Here is a 26,145-nt window from a genome sequence, read left to right on the forward strand (position 1 = left end):
GTCGAGGGGCGCCCGCTGAGCCGATGAGCGACATCCACCCCCTTATCCGGCACGAGGCGCATCCCGATCATCCCGGCTGGATGAGCTGGGCGCCGCCCGACGACAGCCGCTTCAATGGCGCGATCGGCGAACTGCTGGTCCGCGCCGAGGGCCCGGGCGCCGCGCGCTGCCGGATGTTCCCCACCGTCGCCCATGCCAACCTCGCCGGGCTGGTCCACGGCGGCGCGATTCTGGCCTTCGTCGATTTCGCCCTGTTCGCCGGCGGGCACATGGCGGGCGCCGCCGTCGCGACCGGCGTCACGCTCGATTTCTCGATGCAATTCCTGGCGCCCGGCGTCACCGGCAAGCCGCTCGACACGCGGGTCGAACTGCTCCGCGAGACCGGCCGCCTCGCCTTCCTCCGCGGCACGGTCGAGCAGGAGGACGTGCTCGTCGCCGCCTGGTCCGCGACCTTACGCAAGGGCGCGCACAAGGCGTGACTGCGGTCGGGCGCCGCTACGAGCAGCTCATCGCCGCCGGCGAGCTCCAGGCCGACGACGATCAGCGCCGCGCGATCCTGACGCTCGACCGGCTCGCCGCCGATTTCGAGGCGCAGAAGTCGGGCGGCGGCTTCCTCGCCGGCCTGTTCGGCCGCAAGCCCGAGCCGCCGTGCGGCATCTACATGTGGGGCGGCGTCGGGCGCGGCAAATCGATGCTGATGGACCTATTCTACGGCTGCGTCGCCGGCGTGCCCAAGCGCCGCGTCCACTTCCACGAGTTCATGCTGGAGGTGCACGGGCGGCTGCGCACCGAGCGCGAGAAGGAGAGCGGCGATCCGATCGCCCCCGTCGCCGCCGCGATCGCCGCCGAGGCGCGGCTGCTCGCCTTCGACGAGATGGTGGTCAACAACAGCGCCGACGCGATGATCCTCTCGCGCCTGTTCACCGCGCTGCTGGCGGGCGGCGTCACAATCGTCACCACTTCCAACCGGCCGCCCGGAGATCTCTACAAGGACGGTCTCAACCGCGAGCATTTCCTGCCCTTCATCGCGCTCGTCGAAAGCGCGCTCGACGTGGTGCCGCTGAACGGCCCGACCGATTACCGGCTGGAGCGGCTGGGCGGCATGCCGACCTGGCACGTCCCCAATGGCGCGGAGGCGACCGCGGCGCTGTCCGAAGCCTTCTTCCGCCTTACCGACTACCCCCCCGAAGACCGCGCCAACGTCCCCGCCGAAGATATCGCGGTGCCCGGCGGGCGGACGCTGCACGTGCCCAAGAGCCTGAAAGGCGTCGCCGTCTTCTCGTTCAAGCGGCTCTGCGCCGAGGCGCGCGGCGCGGCGGATTACCTCGCGATCGCGCGGAAATATCATACCGTCATTCTTGTCGGCATTCCGCGGCTGGGGCCGGAGAACCGCAACGAGGCGGCGCGCTTCGTCACGCTGATCGACGCGCTCTACGAGCATAAGGTGAAACTGCTCGCCGCCGCCGACGCCGCCCCTGCCGATCTCTACGTGGCGGGCGACGGCGCGTTCGAGTTCGAGCGCACCGCATCGCGCCTGATGGAAATGCAGAGCGACGCCTATCTCGCCGCCGGTCACGGCGCCGCTTGACGCTCCCGGAGCGCGGGTCCAGCGTCCGCGCGTTTTCCAGCCGGAGTCTCCCGCCTTGCGCCACCTCGCCCTCGCCGCCGCGCTCGCCCTCCTCCCCGCCGCATCCCAGGCCGCCGCGCCCGGCCAGTGGCACCAGACGGCGCGTGACATCTACAAGCAGGCGATCGAGATACCGACCGTAGAGGGGCGCAAGGGCACCAACGCGGCGCTCGCCGAGGCATTGAAGGCGCGCTTCGTCGCGGCCGGGATCACCGACGCCACGGTGCGCCCCTATGCCGACACCGCCGCGCTCGTCGTGCGCTGGCCGGCGGCGGGCAAGGCATCCGCCAAGCCGATCATGCTGATGGCGCATATGGACGTCGTGGAGGCGCTGCCCGCGGACTGGTCGGTCACCGATCCGTTCAAGCTTGTCGAGAAGGACGGCTATTTCTACGGTCGCGGCACCAGCGACGACAAGCAGGGCGTGGTCGCGGTCACCACGGCCTTGCTCCAGCTCAAGGCGGAGGGCTTCCGCCCCACCCGCGACATCATCGTCCTCTTCACCGGCGACGAGGAGACGGCGGGCGAGGGCGCGCGGCTGGCGGCGAACGAGTGGCCCGAGTTCAAGGGGCTCGAATATGGCCTCAATGCCGATGGCGGCGGCGGCGGCTTCCGCAAGGACGGATCGCCGCTCGGCTTCGGGCTGCAGACCGCCGAGAAGACCTATGTCAGCTACAGCTTCACCACCCGCAATCCGGGCGGGCACAGCTCGCAGCCGCGGCCCGACAATGCGATCTACCAGCTCGCCGATGCGCTGAAGCGGCTCGAGACACATCGCTTCCAGCCCGCGCTCAACGAGACGACGCGCGCCTATTTCACCGAGCGCGCCAAGCAGGAGAAGGGGCCGCTGGGCGATGCGATGCGCCGCTGGCTGGCCGACGAGAAGGACGGCGCCGCCGCCGACGCGATCGAGGCGAGCGAGGAGGAAGTCGGCCGCACCCGCACCCGCTGCGTCGCCACCCGGCTCGCCGGCGGCCATGCCGACAATGCGCTGCCGCAGACCGCGCGCGCCACCGTCAATTGCCGCATCCTGCCCGGCGTCGATCCGTCGGTGATCGAGGCGGAACTGAAGGCGCTCGCCGGCCCGCTGGTCGAGGTCGCGACGAGCGATCCCGGCACGCCGACCCCCGCCTCGCCACTCCGCCCCGACGTGGTGCGCGCCTATACTGCGGCGGTGCACGCCCGCCATCCGGGCTCGCCGATCATCCCGCAGATGTCGACCGGCGCGACCGACGGCCTGTTCTTCCGCGCGGTAGGCGTTCCCGTCTATGGCGTCGACGGTGCCTGGGGCGTCGTCCCCGACGACGACCGCGCCCACGGCAAGGACGAGCGGCTGGCGGTCAAGGCGCTCTACGACAATGTCGATCACTGGCACGCAATGATCTCTGCGCTGGCGGGCAAATAACGCCGCCCTCAGCGGTTGCCGCCGCGCGGCAACGGGTTTAAGCGACAGGCCAAACTGCATGGGCCGCCGCCGCGGCCCGCTTTCGCTCGACTCACAGGCAAGGGGGCATGGCAATGGCTCGCAAGAAGATCGCGCTCATCGGCGCCGGCAACATCGGCGGCACGCTCGCCCATCTCGCGGCGAAGAAGGAACTGGGCGACATCGTCCTGTTCGACGTCGTCGAAGGCGTGCCGCAGGGCAAGGCGCTCGACCTCAGCCAGTGCGGCCCGATCGAGGGCTTCGACGCGAAGATCACCGGCTCCAACGATTACAAGGACATCGCGGGCGCGGACGTCATCATCGTCACTGCCGGCGTCGCCCGCAAGCCGGGGATGAGCCGCGACGATCTCATCGGCATCAACCTCAAGGTGATGAAGGCGGTGGGCGAGGGCATCAAGGCCAATGCGCCCGACGCCTTCGTCATCTGCATCACCAACCCGCTCGACGCGATGGTGTGGGCGCTGCGCGAATTTTCGGGCCTCCCGCACGAGAAGGTCGTCGGCATGGCGGGCGTGCTGGATTCGGCGCGCTTCAGCCACTTCCTCGCCGAGGAGTTCCAGGTCTCGGTCAAGGACGTCAATACCTTCGTCCTCGGCGGCCATGGGGACACGATGGTGCCAGTGCTGAAATACAGCACGGTCAGCGGCATCCCGGTCAACGACTTGGTCGCGATGGGCTTCTCGTCGAAGGAGAAGATCGACGAGATCGTCACGCGCACCCGCGGCGGCGGCGGTGAGATCGTCGCGCTCTTGAAGACCGGCAGCGCCTATTACGCCCCGGCGACCAGCGCGATCGCGATGGCCGAAGCCTATCTCGGCGATCAGAAGCGCATCCTGCCCTGCGCCGCCTATCTCACCGGCCAATATGGGGTCGACGATCTTTACGTCGGCGTGCCGGTGATGATCGGCGCTGGCGGCGCCGAGAAGATCGTCGAGGTCGAGCTGGACGACGAAGCCAAGGCCAACCTCAAGGTCAGCGTCGACGCGGTCAAGGAACTGCTGGAAGCCTGCAAGGGGATCGACAGCTCGCTGGCCTGATGCTGACGCTCGCCGCCCTTCTCGCCGTCGTCTATCCCGGGCCGCAAAGCACTGCGGTTCGGCAGCTCTTCCGCGACGCGTGCGTGGCGGGCGAGTTGCGACTGACGCCCGAGCAGGGCACCGTCGTCAAATGGGAGACGCTGCCCGAAACGATACGCTGGCTCAGGATCGGCAATCAGCGACGGGATTTGACGACGTATATCAAGATGTCGTCGCCGCCTTCAACCTACGTTCTGATCACCCGCTATCCCGAGCGGGCCGATGGGTTCGCGCCTTCACAGTGCATCGTCGCATCCCGCGTGATGACCTTCGAGGATGCGGCGCAGCAACTCTACGAAGGCACCCCCGATGCCTATGCCATGCCGTCGAGCTATGGCGGCCAGCTCTGGGAAATCGACATGCCGGATCAAGGCTATATCAAATACCTGTTCCGGACGAGCTACGACTTTCTGGTGCTTCAGACGAACGTCTACGGGCAACCCAAGGTCGATGCGGCCGCCAAGAAATAATGAACATGAGCTCTCCTACCGACCTTTCCGGCATTCGCCGCGCGACAGTGCCTGCTGTCGGTAACGTGCTTGTCGTTAAGACGCGTTCAAAGGTCTCTGCTGACGCCCGCACGGTCGCATGTTGACGCTTATCGCACTTTCCGCCGGCATTGCGGCAACCGTGCAACCGTCCTCCGCGGCTGAAATTTTTCGCGCGGCCTGTCTGTCGGATGACAAAGGCCTTGCCCCGGAAGGCGCTGTGGAAATTGCCCAGGCGGAACTTCCGCCGGTGCTGCAAACCAGTCTCCGGTTCCCGATACTTCCGGAAGACCCGCCCATGCCGGTTGTTATGCGGCAAAAGGTCGGCAACACCTTCAGCCAATCGAGCGGCAAATATTATTCCATCGCCGGCCAGCGTCCTGCCTTTGTTGCCGTTCAGGAGGTCGCGAGGCCTGCGGGCGTCCCCCATCAGATCTGCAGCGTCGCTTCGAAAGCGATACGGTTCCAGGACGCCGTCGAGCATTTTAGTACGACCGCTCTTTCGGCGCTCCGCAAGGAACATCCAGTTCTGGGGAGTGGACGCACTCTGATTCTCCGGACACCCTCGGCTTCCGGACATTCGATCACCATCGAGCGGCTTCAGGACGGCTATGTCGTGTTCCAATCTAGCATAGCGAAGCGCGTCGCTAGCCCAAGCGCGGCGCGTGAAAGAATATGCTGACGCTCGCAGCCCTTCTCGCTGTCATTCCGGCCGGTCCGCAGAGCGTGGCAGTACGGGAGCTTTTCCGCGAGGCTTGTCTGGAGGGCAAGCTGACGCTCAACGCTGACCGCGGAAAGATCGTCCCGCGCAACGACATACCGGACAGCCTCCGCTGGATGACCATATCCAACAGCACTACCAGTCGATTCACCCTCATCAGGATGAAAGAGCCGCCATCCACCTACGTATTCATCCGGAACTACGATCCCGACAAAAGCGGGTTTGCCAGAACCGATTGCTCCGTCGCCTCGCGCGTCATCACGTTCGAGGATGCGGCACAGCAATTCTACGAAGGAACGCCGGATGCGCGCCCGGAGCCATCGACCTACGGCGGCATCGAATGGTGGGAGATAGACGTTCCCAAGCAGGGCTATGCGAAGCAGCTCTACAAGGCTGGATATAATTTCACTGTGCTGCGGACGAACGTCTACGGCGCGCCTTCGTCGAAACAATAAGCAATCAGATCGCCAAGGAAGCGAACACATCCATGAGCATCCTCGTCAATTCGAATACCAAGGTCATCACCCAGGGGATGACCGGCGACACCGGCACCTTCCACACCCAGCAGGCGCTGGATTACGGCACCAAGATGGTCGGCGGCGTCACGCCCGGTAAGGGTGGTACCACGCATATCGGCCTGCCCGTGTTCGACACCGTTGCCGAGGCGGTGGAGAAGACCGGGGCGGACGCCAGCGTCATCTACGTGCCGCCGCCCTTCGCCGCCGATTCGATCCTCGAGGCGATCGATGCCGAGGTGCCGCTGATCGTCGCGATCACCGAGGGCATCCCGGTGCTCGACATGGTGCGCGTCAAGCGCGCGCTGTCGGGCTCGAAGTCGCGGCTGATCGGCCCCAACTGCCCCGGCGTGCTGACCCCGAATGAGTGCAAGATCGGCATCATGCCGGGATCGATCTTCAAGCAGGGCAGCGTCGGCATCGTCAGCCGCTCGGGCACGCTCACCTACGAGGCGGTGTTCCAGACCAGCAACGAGGGGCTGGGCCAGACCACCGCGGTCGGCATCGGCGGCGATCCGGTCAACGGCACCAATTTTATCGACGTGCTCGAACTGTTCCTCGCCGACGACGCCACCCAGTCGATCATCATGATCGGCGAGATCGGCGGCAGTGCGGAGGAAGAGGCGGCGCAATTCCTCGCCGACGAGGCGAAGAAGGGCCGCAGCAAGCCCACCGTCGGCTTCATCGCCGGCCGCACCGCGCCGCCGGGCCGCCGCATGGGACATGCCGGGGCGATCGTCTCGGGCGGCCAGGGCGGCGCCGAGGACAAGATCGCAGCGCTCGAAGCCGCCGGGGTGCGGGTCAGCCCGAGCCCGGCCGAGCTTGGCGTGACGCTCTCCGCGCTTCTCAAGGGTTGAGCATCGCGCGGCACATCGCCACGATCGGCTTTTATCCGGGGCCGGAAATGCCTAGGTAACGCCCCGTCTGTATGAGAGGCGCGCGCCGGACGGGCGCGCGGAGTTGCGAGACCATGACCGTGGACAACCAGGCCGATCTGCTGGAGGGCGCAAGCCCGTCCTATGTGGAATCGCTCTATCGCCGGTGGAGCGAAGCGCCGGGATCGGTCGATCCGAGCTGGCAGCGCTGGTTCGAAGGGCTGGAGGACAGCGCCCGCGGCCCGAGCTGGCAGCGCAAGGGCTGGCCGCTCGCTGACGGCGATTCGCTGACCGCCGCGCTCGATCCCACGCAGATGACGCTCGACGCGCCCGCGAAATCCGGCGCCAAGCCCGCCGGCAAGCCGCTCGACAGCGCCGCGGTGGAGCAGGCCGCCGAGGATTCGATCCGCGCGATGATGCTGATCCGCACCTACCGGGTGCGCGGCCATCTCGCCGCCGATCTCGATCCGCTCGGTCTCGCCCACCGCGATCCGCCCGCGGACCTGACGCCCGAGTTCCACGGCTTCACCGGCGAAGCGCTCGACCGGCCGATCTATCTCGGCGGAACGCTCGGCTTCGAGACCGCGACGGTGCGGGAGATCGTCGCGTGTCTCCGCGCCAACTACTGCGGCAACATCGGCCTCGAATATATGCACATCAACGATCTGGAGGAGCGCCGCTTCCTCCAGGATCGGATGGAAGGGCAGGACGCGGTCGTACAGTTCACGCCGGAGGGCAAGCAGGCGATCCTCGCCAAGGTCGTCCAGGCCGAGCAGTGGGAGCGCTTCCTCGCCAAGAAATATGTCGGCACCAAGCGCTTCGGGCTCGACGGCGGCGAATCGATGGTCCCCGCGCTGGAAGCGGTGATCAAATATGGCGGCCAGTTCGGCGTCCGCGAAATCGTCTTCGGCATGGCCCACCGCGGTCGCCTCAACGTCCTCGCCAACGTCATGGGCAAGCCCTATCGCGCGATCTTCAACGAATTCGCGGGCGGCTCCGCCAACCCCGAGGACGTCGGCGGATCGGGCGACGTCAAATATCACCTCGGCACTTCGTCGGACCGTGAGTTCGACGGGATCAAGGTGCATATGTCGCTGGTCCCCAACCCCAGCCATCTGGAGGCGGTGAACCCGGTCGTGCTCGGCAAGGTCCGCGCGATCCAGGTACAGAACGGCGATCAGGACGCGCTCGACACGGTGCTCCCCGTGTTGCTCCACGGCGATGCCGCCTTCGCCGGCCAGGGCATCGTCGCCGAATGCTTCGGCTTTTCGGGGCTCCCCGGCTACGGCACCGGCGGCACGATCCACTTTGTCATCAACAACCAAGTGGGCTTCACCACCTCGCCGCAGTTCGCGCGCTCGTCGCCCTATCCGTCCGACGTCGCCAAGATCGTCCAGGCGCCGATCCTCCACGTCAATGGCGACAATCCCGAAGCCGTCACCTTCTGCTGCAAGCTCGCGATCGACTATCGCCAGCGGTTCAACCGCGACATCGTGATCGACATGTGGTGCTACCGCCGCTTCGGCCACAACGAGGGCGACGAGCCGAGCTTCACCCAGCCGCTGATGTATGCGGCGATCCGCAAGCATCCGCCCGTCTCGGAAATCTACGGCAAGCGGCTCGTTGCGGAAGGGGTGATCAGCCCCGAGTGGCTGGAGCACAATATCGCCCAGTTCACCGCGCTCCTCGAACAGGAGTTCGAGGCGGGGACAACCTATCTGCCCAACAAGGCCGACTGGTTCGAGGGCCGCTGGACCGGGCTCAACCGCCCGTCCGGCGCCGAGGGTGAGCGCCGCAATGTCGCGACCGCGGCGGGCGATGCGGCGGTGCAGGAGATCGGCCGCACGCTGACCACGGTCCCCGAAGGCTTTCACGCGCACAAGACGCTGCTCCGCATCCTCGATGCAAAGCGCGCAATGTTCGAGAGCGGCAAGGGCTTCGATTGGGCGACCGCCGAAGCGCTCGCCTTCGGCACCCTGCTCAGCCAAGATTATGCCGTCCGCCTCTCCGGCCAGGATTCGGGCCGCGGCACCTTCAGCCAGCGTCATTCGGTGTGGGTCGATCAGCAGAACGGGCACAAATATATCCCGCTCACCACTGTCGGCCCGGCGCGGTTCGAGGTGCGTGATTCGCCGCTCAGCGAGTTCGGCGTGCTCGGCTTCGAATATGGTTTCGCCATGGCCGATCCGAAGACGCTGGTGCTCTGGGAGGCGCAGTTCGGCGATTTCGTCAACGGCGCACAGGTGATGATCGATCAGTTCATCGCCAGCGGCGAGGCGAAGTGGCTGCGCGCCAGCGGCCTCGTCATGCTCCTGCCGCACGGCTACGAGGGCCAAGGGCCGGAGCATAGCTCGGCACGGCCGGAGCGCTTCCTGCAGCTCTGCGCGCAGGACAATCTCCAGGTCGCCAACTGCACGACGCCGGCCAATTATTTCCATATCCTGCGCCGCCAGATGCTGCGCGATTTCAGGAAGCCGCTCGTCATCATGACGCCCAAGTCGCTGCTCCGGCACCGGCTCGCGGTGTCGTCGCTCGGCGATTTTACCGGCGAGAGCCACTTCCGCCGCATCCTCTCCGATCCCGCCGCGCCGAAGGACAAGGACGTCCGCCGGCTGGTCCTCTGCTCGGGCAAGGTCGCCTATGATCTCATCGAGGCGCGCGACAAGGCGGGCGACACGTCGACCGCGATCGTCCGCATCGAGCAGCTCTACCCCTTCCCGTCCGAGCCGCTGGTCGAGCGTCTCAAGGCGCTGACCCATGTCGAGGAAGTGGTCTGGGCGCAGGAAGAGCCGAAAAACCAGGGTTATTGGACGTTCGTCGAGCCGTTCCTCGAAACCTGCATGGCGGACGCGAAGATCAAGCCGCGCCGCCCCGTCTATGCCGGCCGCCCATCCTCCGCATCGCCCGCCACCGGCCTCGCCAAGCGCCATGCCGCGGAGCAGGCGGCGCTGATCGAAGACGCACTCGGCCATCAGAGCCAGCCGGCGCCGCGCCGCAAAGCAAGCTGAAAGGAATAGAATGGCGACCGACGTTGTGGTCCCCACCCTTGGGGAGTCGATCACCGAAGCGACGCTCGGCCAGTGGCTGAAGCAGCCGGGCGACCCGGTGAAGGCCGACGAGCCGATCGCGAGCCTGGAGACCGACAAGGTCGCAGTCGAGGTCAACGCGCCCATCGCCGGCACGCTCGGCGAGCAACTCGTGGCGGAAGGCGACAATGTCGAGGTCGGCGCGCTCATCGCGCGGATCGAGGCGGGCGACGCCGCCGCGCCGAAGCCGGATGCGGGCAAGGCCGGCAAGGCCGAGACCGCGGTCAATCCCGCCGGCCCAGGCGAGACCCCCGCGCTGAAGGAAGACGCCGCCGCGCCGAAGGCCAAGGACGACGCGCAGGCCTTGTCCCCCGCGGTCCGCCGCGCGGTGATCGAGACCGGGGTTGATCCCGCGTCGCTCAAGGGCAGCGGCAAGGACGGCCGGCTGACCAAGGACGACGTGCTTGCCGCCGCCAAGGGCGGCACGCCCGCGCCAGCGAAGCCCGCGCCGCCTGCCGAAAAGGCCGCGCCTGCCACCGGCGAGCGGCACGAGGAGCGGGTGCGCATGACACGCCTCCGCCAGACCATCGCCAGCCGCCTCAAGGAAGCGCAGAACACCGCCGCGCTGCTCACTACCTTCAACGATGTCGACATGACGGCGGTGATGGACGCGCGCGGCCGCTACAAGGATCTGTTCGAGAAGAAGCACGGCATCCGCCTTGGCTTCATGGGCTTTTTCGTGAAGGCGGTGGCGCTCGCCGCGCGCGACGTGCCCTCGGTCAACGCCTTCATCGAGGGCGACGAGATCGTCTATCACGACTATCTCGACGTCTCGGTCGCGGTCTCGGCGCCCAACGGCCTCGTCGTGCCGGTGATCCGCAATGCGGACGCGATGAGCTTCGCAGAAATCGAGAAGACGATCGCCGACTTCGGCAAGCGCGCCAAGGACGGCACGCTCAAGATCGACGAGATGAAGGGCGGCACCTTCACCATCTCCAACGGCGGCGTGTTCGGCAGCCTGCTTTCCACGCCGATCATCAACCCGCCGCAATCGGCGGTGCTCGGCATGCATCGCATCGAGGAGCGGCCGGTGGTGGTCGACGGCCAGATCGTCATCCGCCCGATGATGTACCTTGCCCTCTCCTACGATCACCGCCTGGTCGATGGCCGCGAGGCGGTCACCTTCCTCGTCCGCGTCAAGGAAGCGATCGAGGATCCGACCCGTCTGCTGATCGATCTTTGATCGCCGGGGCACCGTCCCCACATCCGTATGGGTTGAGCCTGTCGAAGCCCTGCCCTTCCAAAGGGCAAACGAAAGGACAGCCCTTCGACAGGCTCAGGGCAAGCGGAGTTTCCAATGGACGACTATGATTTCGACGTTCTGGTGATCGGTGCCGGACCCGGCGGCTATGTCGCGGCGATCCGCGCGGCGCAGCTGGGGTTGAAGACGGCCTGTGCGGAGAGCCGCGAGACGCTGGGCGGCACCTGCCTCAACGTCGGCTGCATTCCCTCCAAGGCGCTGCTCCACGCGTCCGAGCTGTTCGAGGAAGCCGCGCACGGCACGCTCGCGAAGTGGGGTGTCAAGACCGCGGGCGTGGAGCTCGATCTCGACGCCATGCACGGCACCCGGCTGGAAGCGATCAAAGGGCTGACCGGCGGCATCGAATTCCTGTTCAAGAAGAACAAGGTCGAGTGGCTGAAGGGTCATGCCGCCTTCACCGGCAAGGACAGCGTCAAGGTCGGCGACCGCGACGTGCGCGCCAAGAACATCATCATCGCCACCGGCTCCAGCGTCGCACCGCTTCCCGGCGTCGAAATCGACCATGAGGCGATCGTCGATTCGACCAGCGCGCTCGAGCTTTCCAAGGTGCCCGGCCATATGGTCGTCATCGGCGGCGGCGTCATCGGGCTCGAGCTTGGCTCGGTCTGGCGGCGCCTGGGCGCCAAGGTGACCGTGGTCGAGTTCCTCGACCAAATCCTGCCCGGCATGGACGGCGAGGTCCGCAAGGAAGCCGCCAAGATCTTCAAGAAGCAGGGCTTCGACATCAAGACCGGCACCAAGGTTACAAAGGCGGAGCGCACCGGCAAGGGTGTCACCCTCACCGTCGAGCCGGCCAAGGGCGGCGATGCCTCCACCATCGAGGCGGACGTCGTGCTCGTCGCGATCGGCCGCCGGCCCAACATCGACGGGCTCGCGCTCGACAAGGCGGGGCTGACGGTCAACCAGCGCGGCCAGGTCGAGATCGACCATGATTTCCGCACCAAGGTGCCGGGCATCTGGGCGATCGGCGACGTCGCGCCCGGCCCAATGCTCGCCCACAAGGCGGAGGACGAAGGCATTGCCGCGGCCGAGAATATCGCCGGCCTCACCGGCATCGTGAACCACGATGTAATCCCGAGCGTGGTCTATACCATGCCCGAAATCGCGGGCGTCGGCCTCACCGAAGAGCAGGCCAAGGAAGCCGGGGAGATCAAGGTCGGCAAGTTCCCGATGATGGCCAACAGCCGTGCCAAGACCAATCGCGAGCCCGACGGCTTCGTCAAGGTGATCGCCGACGCCAAGACCGACCGCGTGCTCGGCGTCTGGATCATCGCATCGGTCGGCGGCACGATGATCGCGCAGGCCGCGCAGGCGATGGAATTTGGCGCCACCAGCGAGGACATCGCCTACACCTGCCACGCCCACCCGACGCACAGCGAGGCAGTGAAAGAAGCGGCCATGGCGGTGACAGGCAAGCCGATCCACATCTGAACTGCACCCGGGCGGGACGCCAGGGAACAGCCTGAACCCGGCATCGTTGGTGCGCCGCAACGATTGACCGAGGTTTACCGATGAAAGTTCCGATGTCCGCAGCGCTCGCGTCCGCGCTGGCTCTTGCCGCCTGCGGCCCCAAGGCGCTGGAGCTGCCCGCCGACCCGATCGACCGCGCCGCGACGTGCGGCGTGGTCGCCGCCGCAAACGCGCGCTCGCAGGTCGCCGAACTGAAGGCGCCGCTCCCGTTCGAGGCGCAGACCAAGATCGTCCATTATACGATGATCGCAGCGTCGAACGGCGGTACCTTCGATCCCAAGATCGCCGGCACCGTCTCCGAGCGCATGGCCGCGCTCCAGGAAGGTATCACCGAGGGCAAGTGGCAGGACCTCATCCCCGCCTGCGCAGAGGCCTATCCCGTAGCCGAGAAGACCGACGTCACGCTTCCCTCCGACAGCTTCGAGGCGGGCCTTGGCTGCGATTCGACGATCGACTTCCTGTCCGATGCGATGCGCGCGAACGAGGCCGATTATGCCGACCAATATGGCGAAATGGCCGGCCTCCAGCGCGAATTCGACCGTTCGCTCGCGCCGGGCCTAAACGCCCGCGCCGGATCGCGCCTCGAGGAGCAGCGCGACCTTCGCAACAAGGCGGTTGCGGAATTCACGGGGCTTGGCTCGCCGGCCGCGTTGCTCCAACAGTGCGAGGCGCGGTTCGGGGATTGAGGCCGCGGACGAGGGGGCGTGATTGCGGGTCCGGCATAGCTTAAGGCGCGTCCACATCTGGCTCGGCTGGCTGGTCGGCGTGCCCTTTCTGCTCTGGACGCTGAGCGGCCTCGTCATGGCGTGGAAGCCGATCGAGGAGGTTCGCGGCACCGCACTCGTCGCCGACACGCCGGCGCTGCCCAACGGCGTCGTCCCCGTCCCCCCCGCGATCGGCCCGCGTGCCGTGAAGTCGGTCGAGCTCGTCGGCGACGCCGCCGGTCCGCGCTGGCTGGTCCGCTATGCCGACGGCCCCGCCCGCCGCGCCGACGCACGAACCGGCGCGTTGCTTCCACCGCTCACCGCCGCCGAGGCGATGGCGACCGTCCGCGCGCGCTTTACCGGCGATGCCAAGCCCGTCTCCGTCACCCGCACAAGCGCCGACGATCCGCCGCTCGATCTCCGCCGGCCGCTCGCCACCTGGCGCGTCGGCATGGACGACGGCACCGCGCTCTACGTCGCGGCCGACAGCGGCGAGATCGTCGCGCGCCGCACGCGCTGGTGGCGAATCTACGATTTCATGTGGGGCATCCACATCATGGACCTCGAGACGCGCGAGAACACCAGCAACGGTTTCCTCTTCGCCTTCGCGATCCTCTCCACCGCGACCGCGCTGCTCGCGCTCATTCTCCTCCCGCTCTCGTCGCGCCGGAAACGAAGCCGGTGAACGATCACGCCAGCGCGATCGGCCCGGTGCTGACGGTCCTCAACCTTGCGGGGATCGCCGTGTTCGCGCTCACCGGCGCGCTCGCCGCCACCGCAAAGAAGCAGACTTTGGTCACTGTCCTCTTCTTCGCCGTCGTCACCGCCGTCGGCGGCGGCACTTTTCGCGATCTGCTGATCGGCGCGCCGGTCTTCTGGATTCAAGAGAATGCCACGCTGCTCATCTGCCTCGCCGCCGGCACTGCGGTCTGGGTTGCCCCGGCGCGATGGTGGAGCGAGCGGGCCTTGCTCTGGCTCGATGCAATCGGCCTCTGTGCCTACGCCACCTACGGCGCCGCCAAGGGGCTCGACTATGGCATCGCGCCGATCCCGGCGATCGGCATGGGCGTCGTCACCGCCTGCCTTGGCGGCATCATCCGCGACGTGCTGGCGGGCGAGCCGTCGATCCTGATGCGGCCCGAACTCTACGTGACCGCCGCGGCGCTCTCGTCCGCGCTCATGGTGCTGCTGGCAATCGCCGGCCTGCCCTTCGCCATTGCCGGTCTCATCGCCGCGCTCGCCGGCTTCGGACTCCGCGCCGGCGCGATCCGCAACCGCTGGAGCCTCCCCGCTTACGACCGCTGATGCGGCGTCAGCGGCGCCAGAACATCAGCAGATCGAGCAACGATCCGCCCGCCCTCACCGGCGGCAGCGGCGCGACCGGCGGGCATTCGAGGCAGCGCGCCTGCAGCGCCGGGCCGGCGAGCATCCGCCGCGCATCCGCTATCGCACGCGCCACGAGCGCGCCCGGCTCCCCGGCGATCCGGCTGTAGATATCCTGCGGCGCTTCCTCGGCGCCGCCATAGGTCTTGAGCAGCCTCTCGACGACCCCCGGCTCCTTCTCGAGATATACGGGCCGCACCGTGGCGGGATCGAGGTCGGCGCGGCGCGCGGCCTCGGCGATGGCCGCGTCGAGGCTGCCGAACTGGTCGACCAGCCCAAGCTGGCGCGCGGTGCCGCCGTCCCACACCCGTCCCTGCGCTATCGCATCGACGCGCTCGACCGGCAGCTTGCGCGCCTCTCCGACGATCTGGAGGAAGCGGCGGTAGGTGCCCTCGACGCCCTGTTGGATCAGCCGCCCGGCGAGCGGCGAGGGGCCACGCAATATGTCCGGCTCGCCCGACAGCGGCGTCGTCTTCACTCCGTCGGCGCCGACGCCGATCTTGTCGAGCGCACCCTGAAAGCTCGGGATGATGCCGAACACGCCGATCGATCCGGTGATCGTGTCCGGCTCGGCGAAGATGCGGTCGCCCGCGGTGGCGATCCAATAGCCGCCCGACGCCGCGACCGACCCCATCGAGATCACCACCGGCAAACCCGTGTCCTTGGCGGCGAGCACCGCCTGGCGAATCCGCTCCGATCCCATCACCGATCCGCCAGGCGAATCGATCCGCACGACCAGCGCCTTCAGCGGCTTTTCCGAAAGCCCGCGCTGCAGCGCCTCGACGATCGTCTCCGCGCCCGCCGTGCCGAGCTCCGACTGGCCGTCCATGATGTCGCCGGCGACGGTGAGCACGCCGATCGATCCGCTCGGGCTGCCCGCCGGGTTGCGGCCGACATAGGCGTCATAGGCGATGGCCTTGAAATTGCCGGGGACCGAATCGTCGTCGGTGCCGGCGAGTTCGGCAATGCGGCTGCCGAAGGCGGTGCGGTCGCCGAGCTTGTCGACCAGCCCCATGTCGAGCGCCGCGCGCGCCATGTCGCCGCCCGCCGCGGCGACGGCAGCGTCGGGCGCGGCGGCATAGGCCGCGACCTTCGCCTTGGGCCGCGCCTGCGTCACATCCTGCAGCCAGCTTTCCCACAGCGATCCGGCGAGCGCTTGGTTCGCCTCACGCGCTTCAGGGGACATGTCGCTGCGGATGAACGGCTCGACCGCCGCCTTGTAGGTGCCGACGCGATAGACGTTGGCGGTGACGCCCAGCTTGTCGAGCAGGCCCTTGTAATAGAGGCCGGTACCGCCCGGCCCCGCGATCGCCACCGCGCCCAATGGGTTGAGCCAGATCTCGCTCGCATGCGCGGCGAGCGTGTAGCCGCCGTCGGTATAGCCAGAGGCATAAGCGATCACCGGCTTGCCCGCCTTGCGCGCACGGTCGAGCGCGTTGCCGACGTCCGACAGCGCGGTCTGCCCGCCGCCGGTGAACACGTCGAGATCGAGCGCGATCGCCTTCACCCGCGAATCGCGCGCCGCGGTATCGATGGCGTGGACCAGATCGCGCAGGCGATATTCGCTCGCGATGGTGGCGCCCGACAGGTAGGTCACCGCGTCCGTCTCGGCCGGCTGCTCGACGATCGCCCCCGAGATGTCGAGAAGCAGCGCGCCGTCGCTGCGGCTCGACGCATAGGGCTTGACCGTCAGCGCCGCGTAGAGCGAGGCGAAGAACAGCAGCATGAAGACGAGCACCAGCCCGTCCTTCACGCCCACCAGAAGCCGCCAGACCTTGCCGAGGATGCGCATGGCTGCGCGCTAGACCAGTGCGGCAGCACTGTAAATCGGGCGGCGATAGCGGGTGCCATCGGGCCGGACGCAAAAAATCGCCAGGCCGCTCCCTTGACCCCGCGAAGCTGCGCATTAGATCGCCTGCATTGGCACTCGCTCCAATCGAGTGCTAACAGCTTTTTGCATCGCGGCGCCGATTGGGCGAACCGCATTATTGAAAGGTGAGGCAGTATGAACTTCCGACCGCTGCATGACCGCGTGCTGGTCCGCCGCGTCGAGGCCGACGAAAAGACGGCCGGCGGCATCATCATCCCCGATACCGCGAAGGAAAAACCGCAGGAAGGGGAAGTCGTCGCCGCGGGCACCGGCGCGCGCAACGAGGCCGGCGAGATTCACCCGCTGGAGGTGAAGGCCGGCGACAAGATCCTGTTCGGCAAATGGTCGGGCACCGAGGTCAAGATCAACGGTGAAGACCTGCTGATCATGAAGGAATCGGACATTCTCGGCATCGTTGGCTGAGCAAGTCCGCGCGGGGGCCATGGCCACTGCGAACATTCGGAACATTCGTGACCATTCGAAACTGAAAGGTAAGCCACATGGCAGCCAAAGACGTACGCTTTTCGCGTGACGCCCGTGAGCGGATTCTCCGCGGCGTCGACACCCTCGCCGATGCGGTGAAGGTGACCCTGGGCCCCAAGGGCCGCAACGTCGTAATCGACAAGAGCTTCGGCGCGCCGCGCATCACCAAGGACGGCGTCACCGTCGCCAAGGAGATCGAACTCAAGGACAAGTTCGAGAACATGGGTGCGCAGATGCTGCGCGAGGTCGCGTCGAAAACCAACGACCTCGCCGGCGACGGCACCACCACCGCTACCGTGCTCGCCCAGGCGATCGTGCGTGAAGGCATGAAGTCGGTCGCGGCCGGCATCAACCCGATGGACCTGAAGCGCGGCATCGACGTCGCGGTCGGCAAGGTCGTCGAGGATCTGAAGGCCCGCTCGAAGCCGGTTTCCGGCAACAACGAGATCGCGCAGGTCGGCGTCATCTCGGCCAATGGCGACACCGTCGTCGGCGAGAAGATCGCCGAGGCGATGGAGAAGGTCGGCAAGGAAGGCGTGATCACCGTCGAGGAAGCCAAGGGCCTCGAGTTCGAGCTCGACGTCGTCGAGGGCATGCAGTTCGACCGCGGCTATCTCTCGCCCTACTTCATCACCAACCCCGAGAAGATGCTCGTCGAGCTCAGCGATCCCTACATCCTGATCCACGAGAAGAAGCTTTCGAACCTGCAGGCGATGCTCCCGATCCTGGAAGCGGTCGTCCAGTCGGGCCGTCCGCTCCTGATCATCGCCGAGGACATCGAGGGCGAGGCGCTGGCCACTCTCGTGGTCAACAAGCTGCGCGGCGGTCTCAAGGTCGCGGCGGTCAAGGCGCCGGGCTTCGGCGATCGTCGCAAGGCGATGCTTGAGGACATCGCGATTCTGACCGGCGGCGAGATGATCTCCGAGGATCTCGGTATCAAGCTCGAGACCGTCACGCTCAACATGCTGGGCCAGGCCAAGCGCGTTTCGATCGACAAGGACAACACCACGCTGGTCGATGGCGCGGGTGAGGCCGACGGCATCAAGGGCCGCGTCGAGGCAATCCGCCAGCAGATCGAGAACACCACGTCCGACTACGATCGCGAGAAGCTCCAGGAGCGTCTGGCGAAGCTCGCCGGCGGCGTCGCGGTGATCAAGGTCGGCGGCGCGTCCGAAGTCGAGGTCAAGGAGCGCAAGGACCGCGTCGACGACGCGCTCCACGCGACCCGCGCCGCGGTCGAGGAAGGTATCGTCCCCGGTGGCGGCACCGCGCTCCTCTACGCCACCAAGGCGCTGGAAGGCCTCAAGGGCCAGAACGACGACCAGACCCGCGGCATCGACATCGTCCGCAAGGCGCTGCAGTCGCCCGTCCGCCAGATCGCCGAGAATGCGGGCCATGACGGCGCCGTCGTCGCCGGCAAGCTGATCGACGGCGGGGACCAGACGCTGGGCTTCAACGCCCAGACCGAGGTGTATGAGAATCTCGTCACCGCGGGCGTCATCGATCCCACCAAGGTCGTCCGCACCGCGCTCCAGGATGCCGCCAGCGTCGCGGGCCTGCTCATCACCACCGAAGCGGCGGTGAGCGAGCTTCCCGAAGACAAGCCGGCGATGCCCATGGGCGGCGGCGGCATGGGCGGCATGGGCGGCATGGACTTCTAAGTCCACGCCCTAAGCCGTTCGGCAAAAGACAAGGGCCGGGAGAGCGACCTCCCGGCCCTTCTTCATTCCTCTACGGACGCCTGCTCGTTTGCAACCGGCAGCGCGGCTGGGGCATCGTCGAGCATCGCAGCCGCTTCGTTGAGCTGGCGCGATTCGTCGGCGGTGAGTCCGCCGCTCCCGCTTTCGTCGCTGCAAGCGGCAAGCGTCATCAACAATGCGGCGGCGGCAAATCGGATCATCGCGCTATCTCCCGCCCGCCAACCTAGCGCGGCGCGCGGGCAAAGAAAAAGGGCCGCGGAGATGCCGCAGCCCTTTCCCTTGCAATTCCAACGCCCCCGAGGGGGCGATGCAGAAATTACATGCCGTTGGTGGCAACTTCCTCGGCCGCATTCGCGCTGGCGTTCGCCGAATCGGCGGCCGCACCGGCGTTGGCGGCGGCGTCGAGCGCCGTGTCGGCCGCGTTCTGCGCGTCGGCAGCGGCGTCGGTCGCCGCGGCGTTGACGTCGGCAACGGCTTCGTCGGCAGTCACTTCCATGTTGGTCTCGGCCGCGTTGGTCTCGGCGGCGGTGTCGGTGTTGTTGCAGGCGGCGACGCCGAGCGTGGCAGCAGCAACGGCAATGAGAGCAATCTTCTTCATCGGGCTTCCCTCCTTATGGGAAAAAACATTCCGCCGGGCGAGGTGCCGGGCAAGAGACTTGCCCGCCAGACCGGCGGCGCGCTGAATTAATCCAGCCTGACCACCTTGTCTACTACTTTAGTCATCAATAGCCGGCGACGCTTTCGTCCCATCCGAGCGGCACCACCGGCAGCGGTGCATCTGCCGCGGCCATGCCGCCTTCCGGGTCGGCGGTCGGAACCTCGGGCTCGACCGGCGGCGTGTCCGGCTCGGCAAGCGTCGGCGCATCTTCGGCAGTCGGATTTTGTTCGAGCGCCTCGTCGAGCAGCCGCTGCTGCTCGGCATCCGACAGCGTATCGGCGGGCGCGGCGCCCTGCTGGTCGGCGATGTCGAGATCGCGGCGCTGGAGATAGGCGTCGCGCGCGGTGGCATAGGCATCCGCGCTCGTCGCGAGCACCGCGTCATAGCCGGTGTCCATCACGCGCGAGCGCGCATCTATGACCCGCATCGCCGTCGCTCCGGCCTTGAGCTCGCCCGACGCACCTGCCTCGTCGAGCGCGATGCCGACCGGATCGACGAAGAACTGGAGGCCGGTGCCGGCCGCATCGCGCACCGTCGACGGCCCGAGCAGCGGCAGCACGACATAGGGGCTCTTCTTTGCGCCCCATACCGCGAAGGTCTGGCCGAAATCCTCGCTGGTCGAGGGCATCCCCATGCCGGTGGCGTGATCGGCGAGGCCGCCGACGCCGATCGTGGTGTTGACGACGAAGCGGCCGAGCGAATTGAACGCGCGCTTGGGTTTGCCCTGGAGCAGATTGTTGACGAAGTGCAGCGGCTCCATGAGGTTGGAGAGCACGCGGCTGAACCCACGCCGTGCCGGAACCGGCGTCACCGTGCGATAGACGGTGGTTGCCGGCTTCACGACCGCCTTGTCGAGCCCTTGGTTGAAGGCAAAGACGCCGCGGTTGAACCCCTCATAGGGATCGCGAGGGTCTGCCGCGCCGGTGGTGGCGCAGGCGGAAAGCGATGCGCAGGCCGCGACTATCAAGAGCTTACGCATCAAATTCCGAGTCCCTCTACGCCGGTCCGCGCCCGTGCCACAGGGCCATGAGGGTGCCAAGCGGCAATCGCGCGCCTTGACCCCTATATAAAGATATCTTTATATCCTTATCCATGGCGGACCCGGCAGAATGTTTCCGTGCGCTCGGCGATCCGACGCGATTGCGCATCGTGGCGCTGCTGCGGCTCATGGAGCTGTCGGTGGGTGAGCTGGCACAGGTGCTGGGGCAGAGCCAGCCGCGTGTCTCGCGCCACGTGAAGATCCTGATCGATGCGGGCCTCGCCGAGCGGCGCAAGGAAGGGAGCTGGGTGTTCCTCAACCTCGCGCCCGCGGCACGGATCGATCCTTTGTTCGCGCTGCTCGACCGCTGGGGCGAGCTCGACGGCGCCGGCCATTGGGAAGCGGCGGACGCCGCGCGCCTCGCCGCCGTCCGCGCCGACCGGGCCGCGGCGGCGCAGCGCTATTTCGAAAGCCACGCGCGCGATTGGGACGCGATCCGCTCGCTCCACATCGCCGAAAGCGAAGTCGAGGCCGCGGTTGCGCGCGCGCTCGCCGACCGGCCGATCGGCAGGCTGGTAGATGTCGGCACAGGGACGGGGCGGATGCTGGCGCTGTTCGGCGGCGACGCGGAGTGCGCCACCGGCATCGACCGCAGCCCCGAGATGTTGCGCCTCGCCCGCGCCAAACTCGCCGAGACGGGGCTGGACAGCGCGGAGCTGCGCCAGGCCGACATGTATGCGCTACCGCTTGCGTCGGGCAGCGCAGACACCGTCATCCTGCACCAGGTGTTGCACTATGCGCAGCAGCCCGACGCCGCGATCGCGGAGGCCGCGCGGCTGCTGCGGCCCGGCGGGCGGCTGCTGATCGTCGATTTCGCACCGCACGAGCTGGAGGAACTGCGCAGCCGCGACGCGCACGCGCGGCTCGGTTTCGCCGACGACATCATGCTCAAATATCTCGGCGCGTCGGGCCTTGCCGGCCGGGTGGTCGAGCATCTCAAGGGTGGCGAGCTCACCGTCACCATCTGGTCCGGCGAGCAGCCGGAAAATCGCCTGAAGGTGGTGGCATGACCCTCGCCCCTTCGATCGAACGGCTCGCCGAGCCCTTGTTCGCCGACGTCGCGGGCGACATCGCCGTCAGCTTCGAATTCTTCCCGCCCAGGACGGAGAAGATGGAAGAGACGCTGTGGCAGTCGATCGCGACGCTGGCGCCGCTCGGCCCGCGCTTCGTGTCGGTCACCTACGGCGCCGGCGGATCGACGCGCGAACGCACCCATTCTACCGTCGCACGCATCCAGCGCGAGACGGGCCTCGAAGCCGCCGCGCACCTCACTTGCGTCGAGGCGAGCCGCGACGAGATCGACGCGGTGGCGCGCGACTATTGGGCGGCGGGCATCCGCCATATCGTCGCGCTGCGCGGCGATCCGCCCGAGCAGGGCAAGGCGTTCGCGTCGCACCCGCAGGGCTATGCCAATGCGGTGGAGCTGGTGCGCGGGCTGAAGGCGGTGGCGCCGTTCGAGATTTCGGTGGCGGCCTATCCCGAATGCCATCCCGAATCGCGCAACCGCGCTGCCGATCTCGACAATCTGTGGCGCAAGATCGACGCCGGGGCCGACCGGGCGATCACCCAATTCTTCTTCACGCCCGACTGCTTTTTCCGCTTCCGCGACCAGGCTGCGGTGATGGGCATCGATGCGGAGATCGTGCCCGGTATCCTCCCAGTCTCCAACGTCGCGCAAACGCGCAAGTTCGCCGGCCAGTGCGGCGCCGACATCCCCGACTGGATGGACCGGCTGTTCGAAGGGCTCGACAACCTCCCCGCCGCGCGCCAGCTCGTCGCCGCGACGGTGGCGGCGGAATTGTGCGGCCGGCTCTATGCGGGCGGCGTCCGCCACTTCCACTTCTACACGCTCAATCGCGCCGAACTGGCCTATGCGATCTGCCACCTGCTCGGCCTCCGCCCCGCCCCACAGGCTGCGGAGAAGGCGGCGTGAGCATCCGGGAGACGCTGATCGCCGCCGCGAAGGACCGCATCCTCATCAAGGACGGGCCGTTCGGCACCGAGATCCAGAAGCGCAAGCTCAAGGAAGCCGATTATGCCGGATCGCTCGGCCTCGCCCGCGATCAGAAGGGGAATAACGATCTCCTCGCGCTAACCCGGCCCGATATCGTCCAGGCGATCACCGATGATTATCTCGCCGCCGGCGCCGACATCATCGCCACCAACACGTTCAGCGCCAACAGCATCAGCCAGGCCGATTATGCCGCCGAGCATCTTGTGCGCGAAATCAACACGGCATCCGCGCGGATCGCCCGCACCGCGGCCGACACCTGGGCGGCGAAGGACGGACGGCCGCGCTTCGTCGCCGGTGCGATCGGGCCGACCAACAAGACCTTGTCGCTGTCGCCCGACGTCAACGATCCCGGCTATCGCGAGATCGACTTCGACCAGTTGAAGGCGGTCTATCGCGAGCAGACCGACGCGCTGCTGGCAGGCGGCGCCGACTTTATCCTCATCGAGACGATCTTCGACACGCTGAACGCCAAGGCGGGGATCATGGCGGCGCGCGAGGCGGCGGATGATCTCGGCCGCGACGTGCCGCTGATGATATCGATGACGATCACCGATCTCGCCGGCCGCAATCTCTCCGGCCACACGGTCGAGGCGTTCTGGAATGCGGTGCGCCATGCCCGGCCCGTCACCATCGGCCTCAACTGCTCGTTCGGCGCGGAGCAGCTCCGCCCGCACGTCCAGGCGCTGGCGCAGATCGCCGACGCGCTGCTGATGGTCTATCCCAACGCGGGTCTCCCCAACGAGATCGGCGAATATGACGAGCTGCCTGTCGAGACCGCGGCGCTGATCGGCGCCTGGGCCGAAAAGGGCCTGGTCAACGCGGTCGGTGGCTGCTGCGGATCGAGCCCCGCGCATATCGCCGCAATCGCGAAGGCGGTGGCGGCGCTGCCCGCCCGCGCCGTGCCAAAGCCCGCCGTCCGCACCCGCCTCGCCGGCCTCGAACCGATGACCCTCGCCGCATAGACCGCTCCCGCTTGCGGGAGAGGATTGGGTGAGGGTGCCTTTTCGTCCTTTGGATTTTTGATGACCAGTCCGCCAGCCTCGCTTCGCTCGGCCCCTCACCCCGACCCTCTCCCGCAAGCGGGAGAGGGGGTGTCGTCCTTCGTCAATATCGGCGAGCGCACGAACGTCACCGGATCGGCAGCGTTCAAGAAGCTCATCATGGCCGGCGACTACGCCAAGGCGGTCGAGGTCGCGCGCCAGCAGGTGGAGAATGGCGCGCAGGTCATCGACATCAACATGGACGAAGGGCTGCTCGACGCCGAGGCGGCGATGACCACCTTCCTCAAGCTGATCGCCGCCGAGCCCGACATCGCCCGCGTTCCCTTCATGATCGACAGCTCGAAGTGGAGCGTGATCGAGGCGGGACTCAAATGCGTGTCGGGCAAGCCGATCGTCAATTCGATCAGCCTGAAGGAAGGCGAGGCCGAGTTCCTCGCCCATGCACGCAAGTGCCGCAACTATGGCGCCGCGGTGGTGGTGATGGCGTTCGACGAGACCGGGCAGGCGGACACCAAAGAGCGCAAGGTGGAGATCTGCGCGCGCGCCTACGACATGCTCGTCGCCGACGGCTTCGCGCCCGAGGACATCATCTTCGATCCCAATATCTTCGCGGTGGCCACGGGGATCGACGAGCACCGCCGCTACGCGCTCGACTTCATCGAGGCCTGCCGCGCGATCCGCATCCGCTGCCCGCACGCGCATATCTCGGGCGGGCTCTCCAACCTCAGCTTCTCGTTCCGCGGCAACGAACCGGTGCGCCGCGCGATGCACAGCGTGTTCCTCTATCACGCCATCCCCGCCGGGCTCGACATGGCGATCGTCAACGCCGGGCAGCTCGACGTCTACGACACGATCGACGCGGAGCTCCGCGAAGCGTGCGAGGACGTCATCCTCGACCGGGAGCCGAAGGACGGCGGCGACGCGACCGAGCGGCTGGTAGCATTGGCGGAGAAATATCTCGGCAGCGATCCGGTGCGCGAGAAGGAAGCCGCCGAATGGCGCGGCTGGCCGGTCGCCGCGCGGCTGTCGCACGCGCTGGTGAAGGGCATCGACGCGCATGTCGTCGAGGATACCGAGGAGGCCCGCCAGTCCGCCGAGCGGCCGATCCACGTCATCGAGGGTCCCTTGATGGACGGGATGAACGTGGTCGGCGATCTGTTCGGATCGGGCAAGATGTTCCTGCCGCAGGTCGTCAAATCCGCCCGCGTGATGAAGAAGGCGGTCGCCCACCTCATCCCCTTCATCGAGGCGGAGAAGGAAGCGACCGGCGCCACCGCGGGCAAGGGCCGCATTGTGATGGCGACCGTGAAGGGCGACGTCCACGATATCGGCAAGAACATCGTCGGCGTCGTCCTGCAGTGCAACGGCTTCGAGATCATCGATCTTGGCGTCATGGTGGCGTGGCAGGACATCTTGCAGGCGGCGAACGACAATCGCGCCGACATGATCGGGCTCTCCGGCCTCATCACCCCCTCGCTCGACGAGATGGTGACGGTGGCGGACGAAATGCAGCGCGCGGGGATGACGATGCCGCTGCTGATCGGCGGCGCGACCACCAGCCGCGTCCACACCGCGCTAAAGATCGACCCCGCCTATGAAGGGCCGGTGATCCACGTGCTCGACGCCAGCCGCGCGGTGGGCGTCGCCTCCGCGCTCGTCTCTGAGACGCAGCGCGATCCGCTCGTCAGCAAGACGGCGGGCGATTATGACGCGGTGCGCGTCACGCGCGCCAACAAGGGCCAGAACGAGCTCGCGACGCTGGCCGAGGCGCGCGCCAACGCGCAGCCGTTCGATCCCGAAGGCGTGGCGCCGCCGCCCGCCGAGCCCGGCATCCACCGCTTCGACGACTGGCCGCTCGACGACCTCCGCCAGACGATCGACTGGACGCCCTTCTTCCGCGCCTGGGAGCTGGCGGGCACCTATCCCGCCATCCTCGACGACGCTGTAGTCGGCGAAAGCGCGCGCAACCTGTTCGCCGATGCCGAAGCGATGCTCGACCGGATCGTCGCCGAGAAATGGGTGACGGCACGCGGCGTCGCAGGGCTGTGGCGTTGCCGCCGTGACGGCGACGACATCATGGTACTCGCCGGCAACGACGAGACGCGCCTGCCCATGCTCCGCCAGCAGGTGAAGAAGCGCGAAGGTCGCTGGAACCACAGCCTCGCCGATTTCATCGCCGCCGATGAGGACTGGATGGGCGGCTTTGCGGTCGCCATCCACGGACTCGAGCCGCACCTCGCGCGCTTCAAGGCCGAGACCGACGATTATTCGGACATCTTGCTGAAGGCGCTTGCCGATCGTCTCGCCGAGGCGTTCGCCGAACGGCTGCACCGCCACGTCCGCACCACGCTGTGGGCCTATGCGCCGGACGAAGCGCTGAGCAACGACGAACTGATCCGCGAGAAATATCGCGGCATCCGCCCCGCGCCGGGCTATCCCGCCTGCCCCGAGCACAGCCTGAAGCCGATCCTGTTCGACATGCTCGGCGGTGATGGCGATGCGGGGCCAGCGGGCATCTCGCTCACCTCCAGCTTCGCGATGCTGCCGACCGCCGCGGTCTCAGGTTTCTATTTCGCCCACCGCGACGCGAGCTATTTCGGAGTGGCCCGCATCGGCCGCGACCAGCTCGAGGACTATGCTTCGCGTCGCGGGGTGGATGCCGATCAGGCCGAGCGCTGGCTCCGCCCCAATCTCGACTGAAATTTATTTCGCTTCGTTTGTCGAACCGGG

At 67.2% G+C, this 26,145-nt stretch carries 24 protein-coding genes; 20 read left to right on the forward strand and 4 right to left on the reverse strand.

The genetic code is table 11. The features are described 5' to 3' along the window. Window positions 1-23 precede the first annotated feature (23 nt). The 14 genes from B9N75_RS04985 to B9N75_RS05050 all read left to right on the forward strand — a co-directional run bounded on the left by B9N75_RS04985 (window position 24) and on the right by B9N75_RS05050 (window position 14,572). Window positions 24-479: a PaaI family thioesterase gene (locus B9N75_RS04985; RefSeq protein WP_085217802.1), complete on the forward strand. Its 456-nt coding sequence runs from the start codon at window positions 24-26 to the stop codon at window positions 477-479. Next, complete coding sequence (gene zapE, locus B9N75_RS04990; protein WP_085217803.1) at window positions 476-1,588, forward strand: cell division protein ZapE; 1,113 nt, start codon at window positions 476-478, stop codon at window positions 1,586-1,588. The genes B9N75_RS04985 and zapE overlap by 4 nt, the downstream gene beginning before the upstream one ends. Before the next feature lie 55 nt (window positions 1,589-1,643). After that, a complete protein-coding gene (locus B9N75_RS04995) occupies window positions 1,644-3,032 on the forward strand; it encodes a M20/M25/M40 family metallo-hydrolase (RefSeq protein WP_172840822.1) in 1,389 nt (462 codons plus the stop codon). A 113-nt stretch (window positions 3,033-3,145) separates the two neighbouring features. After that, a complete protein-coding gene (mdh, locus tag B9N75_RS05000; RefSeq protein ID WP_085217805.1) occupies window positions 3,146-4,108 on the forward strand; it encodes a malate dehydrogenase in 963 nt (320 codons plus the stop codon). Next, entirely contained in the window at window positions 4,108-4,617 is a 510-nt protein-coding gene (locus tag B9N75_RS05005) for a hypothetical protein (protein WP_085217806.1), read from the forward strand. Before mdh ends, B9N75_RS05005 begins: the two co-directional genes overlap by 1 nt. Window positions 4,618-4,735: 118 nt before the next feature. Continuing rightward, window positions 4,736-5,317, forward strand: a complete 582-nt coding sequence (locus tag B9N75_RS05010) for a hypothetical protein (RefSeq protein ID WP_085217807.1) — start codon at window positions 4,736-4,738, stop codon at window positions 5,315-5,317. Further along, complete coding sequence (locus tag B9N75_RS05015) at window positions 5,311-5,811, forward strand: hypothetical protein (protein WP_085217808.1); 501 nt, start codon at window positions 5,311-5,313, stop codon at window positions 5,809-5,811. Before B9N75_RS05010 ends, B9N75_RS05015 begins: the two co-directional genes overlap by 7 nt. 32 nt (window positions 5,812-5,843) lie before the next feature. Next, window positions 5,844-6,728 carry a succinate--CoA ligase subunit alpha gene (gene sucD, locus B9N75_RS05020; protein ID WP_085217809.1) on the forward strand — a complete coding sequence of 295 codons (885 nt, stop codon included), beginning with the start codon at window positions 5,844-5,846 and terminating at the stop codon, window positions 6,726-6,728. 113 nt (window positions 6,729-6,841) lie between these two features. Continuing rightward, complete coding sequence (locus tag B9N75_RS05025; RefSeq protein WP_085217810.1) at window positions 6,842-9,754, forward strand: 2-oxoglutarate dehydrogenase E1 component; 2,913 nt, start codon at window positions 6,842-6,844, stop codon at window positions 9,752-9,754. A gap of 10 nt (window positions 9,755-9,764) precedes the next feature. Continuing rightward, window positions 9,765-11,015, forward strand: a complete 1,251-nt coding sequence (gene odhB / locus B9N75_RS05030; RefSeq protein WP_085217811.1) for a 2-oxoglutarate dehydrogenase complex dihydrolipoyllysine-residue succinyltransferase — start codon at window positions 9,765-9,767, stop codon at window positions 11,013-11,015. A gap of 114 nt (window positions 11,016-11,129) precedes the next feature. Beyond that, window positions 11,130-12,524, forward strand: coding sequence for a dihydrolipoyl dehydrogenase (gene lpdA / locus B9N75_RS05035; RefSeq protein ID WP_085217812.1), 1,395 nt, complete (start codon window positions 11,130-11,132; stop codon window positions 12,522-12,524). 92 nt (window positions 12,525-12,616) lie between these two features. Beyond that, window positions 12,617-13,249: a hypothetical protein gene (locus tag B9N75_RS05040; protein ID WP_157123700.1), complete on the forward strand. Its 633-nt coding sequence runs from the start codon at window positions 12,617-12,619 to the stop codon at window positions 13,247-13,249. A gap of 22 nt (window positions 13,250-13,271) precedes the next feature. Then, entirely contained in the window at window positions 13,272-13,952 is a 681-nt protein-coding gene (locus B9N75_RS05045; protein ID WP_085217814.1) for a hypothetical protein, read from the forward strand. Beyond that, complete coding sequence (locus B9N75_RS05050) at window positions 13,949-14,572, forward strand: trimeric intracellular cation channel family protein (RefSeq protein ID WP_085217815.1); 624 nt, start codon at window positions 13,949-13,951, stop codon at window positions 14,570-14,572. The genes B9N75_RS05045 and B9N75_RS05050 overlap by 4 nt, the downstream gene beginning before the upstream one ends. 7 nt (window positions 14,573-14,579) lie before the next feature. Here B9N75_RS05050 and sppA read toward each other — a convergent pair whose 3' ends face one another. Next, window positions 14,580-16,442 carry a signal peptide peptidase SppA gene (sppA, locus tag B9N75_RS05055; protein ID WP_085217816.1) on the reverse strand — a complete coding sequence of 621 codons (1,863 nt, stop codon included), beginning with the start codon at window positions 16,440-16,442 and terminating at the stop codon, window positions 14,580-14,582. A gap of 213 nt (window positions 16,443-16,655) precedes the next feature. On the opposite strand from sppA, the gene groES reads away from it, so the two are divergent. Beyond that, window positions 16,656-16,943 (forward strand): co-chaperone GroES, encoded by a 288-nt coding sequence (gene groES / locus B9N75_RS05060; RefSeq protein ID WP_085217817.1) that lies wholly within the window; start codon window positions 16,656-16,658, stop codon window positions 16,941-16,943. Between the two features lie 77 nt (window positions 16,944-17,020). Further along, a complete protein-coding gene (gene groL, locus B9N75_RS05065) occupies window positions 17,021-18,664 on the forward strand; it encodes a chaperonin GroEL (RefSeq protein ID WP_085217818.1) in 1,644 nt (547 codons plus the stop codon). Window positions 18,665-18,726: 62 nt separating this feature from the next. On the opposite strand, the gene B9N75_RS13920 is transcribed toward groL, so the two are convergent. From B9N75_RS13920 to B9N75_RS05075, 3 genes are all read right to left on the reverse strand, one after another. Beyond that, window positions 18,727-18,903, reverse strand: coding sequence for a hypothetical protein (locus tag B9N75_RS13920; RefSeq protein WP_157123701.1), 177 nt, complete (start codon window positions 18,901-18,903; stop codon window positions 18,727-18,729). Window positions 18,904-19,019: 116 nt separating this feature from the next. Next, a complete protein-coding gene (locus tag B9N75_RS05070; protein ID WP_085217819.1) occupies window positions 19,020-19,301 on the reverse strand; it encodes a hypothetical protein in 282 nt (93 codons plus the stop codon). Between the two features lie 124 nt (window positions 19,302-19,425). Next, the gene (locus tag B9N75_RS05075; RefSeq protein WP_157123702.1) at window positions 19,426-20,340 is read right to left on the reverse strand and encodes an MlaA family lipoprotein; all 915 of its coding nucleotides are present in this window, start codon (window positions 20,338-20,340) and stop codon (window positions 19,426-19,428) included. A gap of 113 nt (window positions 20,341-20,453) precedes the next feature. Between B9N75_RS05075 and B9N75_RS05080 the strand changes: the two genes are divergently transcribed. From B9N75_RS05080 to metH, 4 genes are read left to right on the forward strand one after another with little or no spacing between them, the layout of a single operon-like run. Continuing rightward, window positions 20,454-21,410, forward strand: coding sequence for an ArsR/SmtB family transcription factor (locus B9N75_RS05080; protein ID WP_085217821.1), 957 nt, complete (start codon window positions 20,454-20,456; stop codon window positions 21,408-21,410). Beyond that, on the forward strand, window positions 21,407-22,333 hold the full coding sequence (gene metF, locus B9N75_RS05085; protein WP_085217822.1) for a methylenetetrahydrofolate reductase: 927 nt from the start codon (window positions 21,407-21,409) through the stop codon (window positions 22,331-22,333). The genes B9N75_RS05080 and metF overlap by 4 nt, the downstream gene beginning before the upstream one ends. Continuing rightward, complete coding sequence (locus B9N75_RS05090; protein WP_085217823.1) at window positions 22,330-23,376, forward strand: homocysteine S-methyltransferase family protein; 1,047 nt, start codon at window positions 22,330-22,332, stop codon at window positions 23,374-23,376. Before metF ends, B9N75_RS05090 begins: the two co-directional genes overlap by 4 nt. 60 nt (window positions 23,377-23,436) lie before the next feature. Further along, window positions 23,437-26,115 carry a methionine synthase gene (gene metH, locus B9N75_RS05095; RefSeq protein WP_085217824.1) on the forward strand — a complete coding sequence of 893 codons (2,679 nt, stop codon included), beginning with the start codon at window positions 23,437-23,439 and terminating at the stop codon, window positions 26,113-26,115. Window positions 26,116-26,145 lie beyond the last annotated feature (30 nt).

This window comes from Allosphingosinicella indica, from assembly GCF_900177405.1.
GTDB classification, from domain to species: Bacteria; Pseudomonadota; Alphaproteobacteria; order Sphingomonadales; family Sphingomonadaceae; genus Allosphingosinicella; species Allosphingosinicella indica.

Excerpts from the sequence above, each read along its gene's own strand:
- B9N75_RS04985 (WP_085217802.1), top strand. The coding sequence starts at position 24 with ATGAGCGACATCCACCCCCTTATCCGGCACGAGGCGCATCCCGATCAT.
- mdh (WP_085217805.1), top strand. The coding sequence starts at position 3,146 with ATGGCTCGCAAGAAGATCGCGCTCATCGGCGCCGGCAACATCGGCGGC.
- B9N75_RS05005 (WP_085217806.1), top strand. The coding sequence starts at position 4,108 with ATGCTGACGCTCGCCGCCCTTCTCGCCGTCGTCTATCCCGGGCCGCAA.
- B9N75_RS05010 (WP_085217807.1), top strand. The coding sequence starts at position 4,736 with ATGTTGACGCTTATCGCACTTTCCGCCGGCATTGCGGCAACCGTGCAA.
- B9N75_RS05015 (WP_085217808.1), top strand. The coding sequence starts at position 5,311 with ATGCTGACGCTCGCAGCCCTTCTCGCTGTCATTCCGGCCGGTCCGCAG.
- sucD (WP_085217809.1), top strand. The coding sequence starts at position 5,844 with ATGAGCATCCTCGTCAATTCGAATACCAAGGTCATCACCCAGGGGATG.
- B9N75_RS05025 (WP_085217810.1), top strand. The coding sequence starts at position 6,842 with ATGACCGTGGACAACCAGGCCGATCTGCTGGAGGGCGCAAGCCCGTCC.
- odhB (WP_085217811.1), top strand. The coding sequence starts at position 9,765 with ATGGCGACCGACGTTGTGGTCCCCACCCTTGGGGAGTCGATCACCGAA.
- lpdA (WP_085217812.1), top strand. The coding sequence starts at position 11,130 with ATGGACGACTATGATTTCGACGTTCTGGTGATCGGTGCCGGACCCGGC.
- B9N75_RS05040 (WP_157123700.1), top strand. The coding sequence starts at position 12,617 with ATGTCCGCAGCGCTCGCGTCCGCGCTGGCTCTTGCCGCCTGCGGCCCC.
- sppA (WP_085217816.1), bottom strand. The coding sequence starts at position 16,442 with ATGCGCATCCTCGGCAAGGTCTGGCGGCTTCTGGTGGGCGTGAAGGAC.
- groES (WP_085217817.1), top strand. The coding sequence starts at position 16,656 with ATGAACTTCCGACCGCTGCATGACCGCGTGCTGGTCCGCCGCGTCGAG.
- groL (WP_085217818.1), top strand. The coding sequence starts at position 17,021 with ATGGCAGCCAAAGACGTACGCTTTTCGCGTGACGCCCGTGAGCGGATT.
- B9N75_RS13920 (WP_157123701.1), bottom strand. The coding sequence starts at position 18,903 with ATGATCCGATTTGCCGCCGCCGCATTGTTGATGACGCTTGCCGCTTGC.
- B9N75_RS05070 (WP_085217819.1), bottom strand. The coding sequence starts at position 19,301 with ATGAAGAAGATTGCTCTCATTGCCGTTGCTGCTGCCACGCTCGGCGTC.
- B9N75_RS05075 (WP_157123702.1), bottom strand. The coding sequence starts at position 20,340 with ATGCGTAAGCTCTTGATAGTCGCGGCCTGCGCATCGCTTTCCGCCTGC.
- B9N75_RS05080 (WP_085217821.1), top strand. The coding sequence starts at position 20,454 with ATGGCGGACCCGGCAGAATGTTTCCGTGCGCTCGGCGATCCGACGCGA.
- metF (WP_085217822.1), top strand. The coding sequence starts at position 21,407 with ATGACCCTCGCCCCTTCGATCGAACGGCTCGCCGAGCCCTTGTTCGCC.
- metH (WP_085217824.1), top strand. The coding sequence starts at position 23,437 with ATGACCAGTCCGCCAGCCTCGCTTCGCTCGGCCCCTCACCCCGACCCT.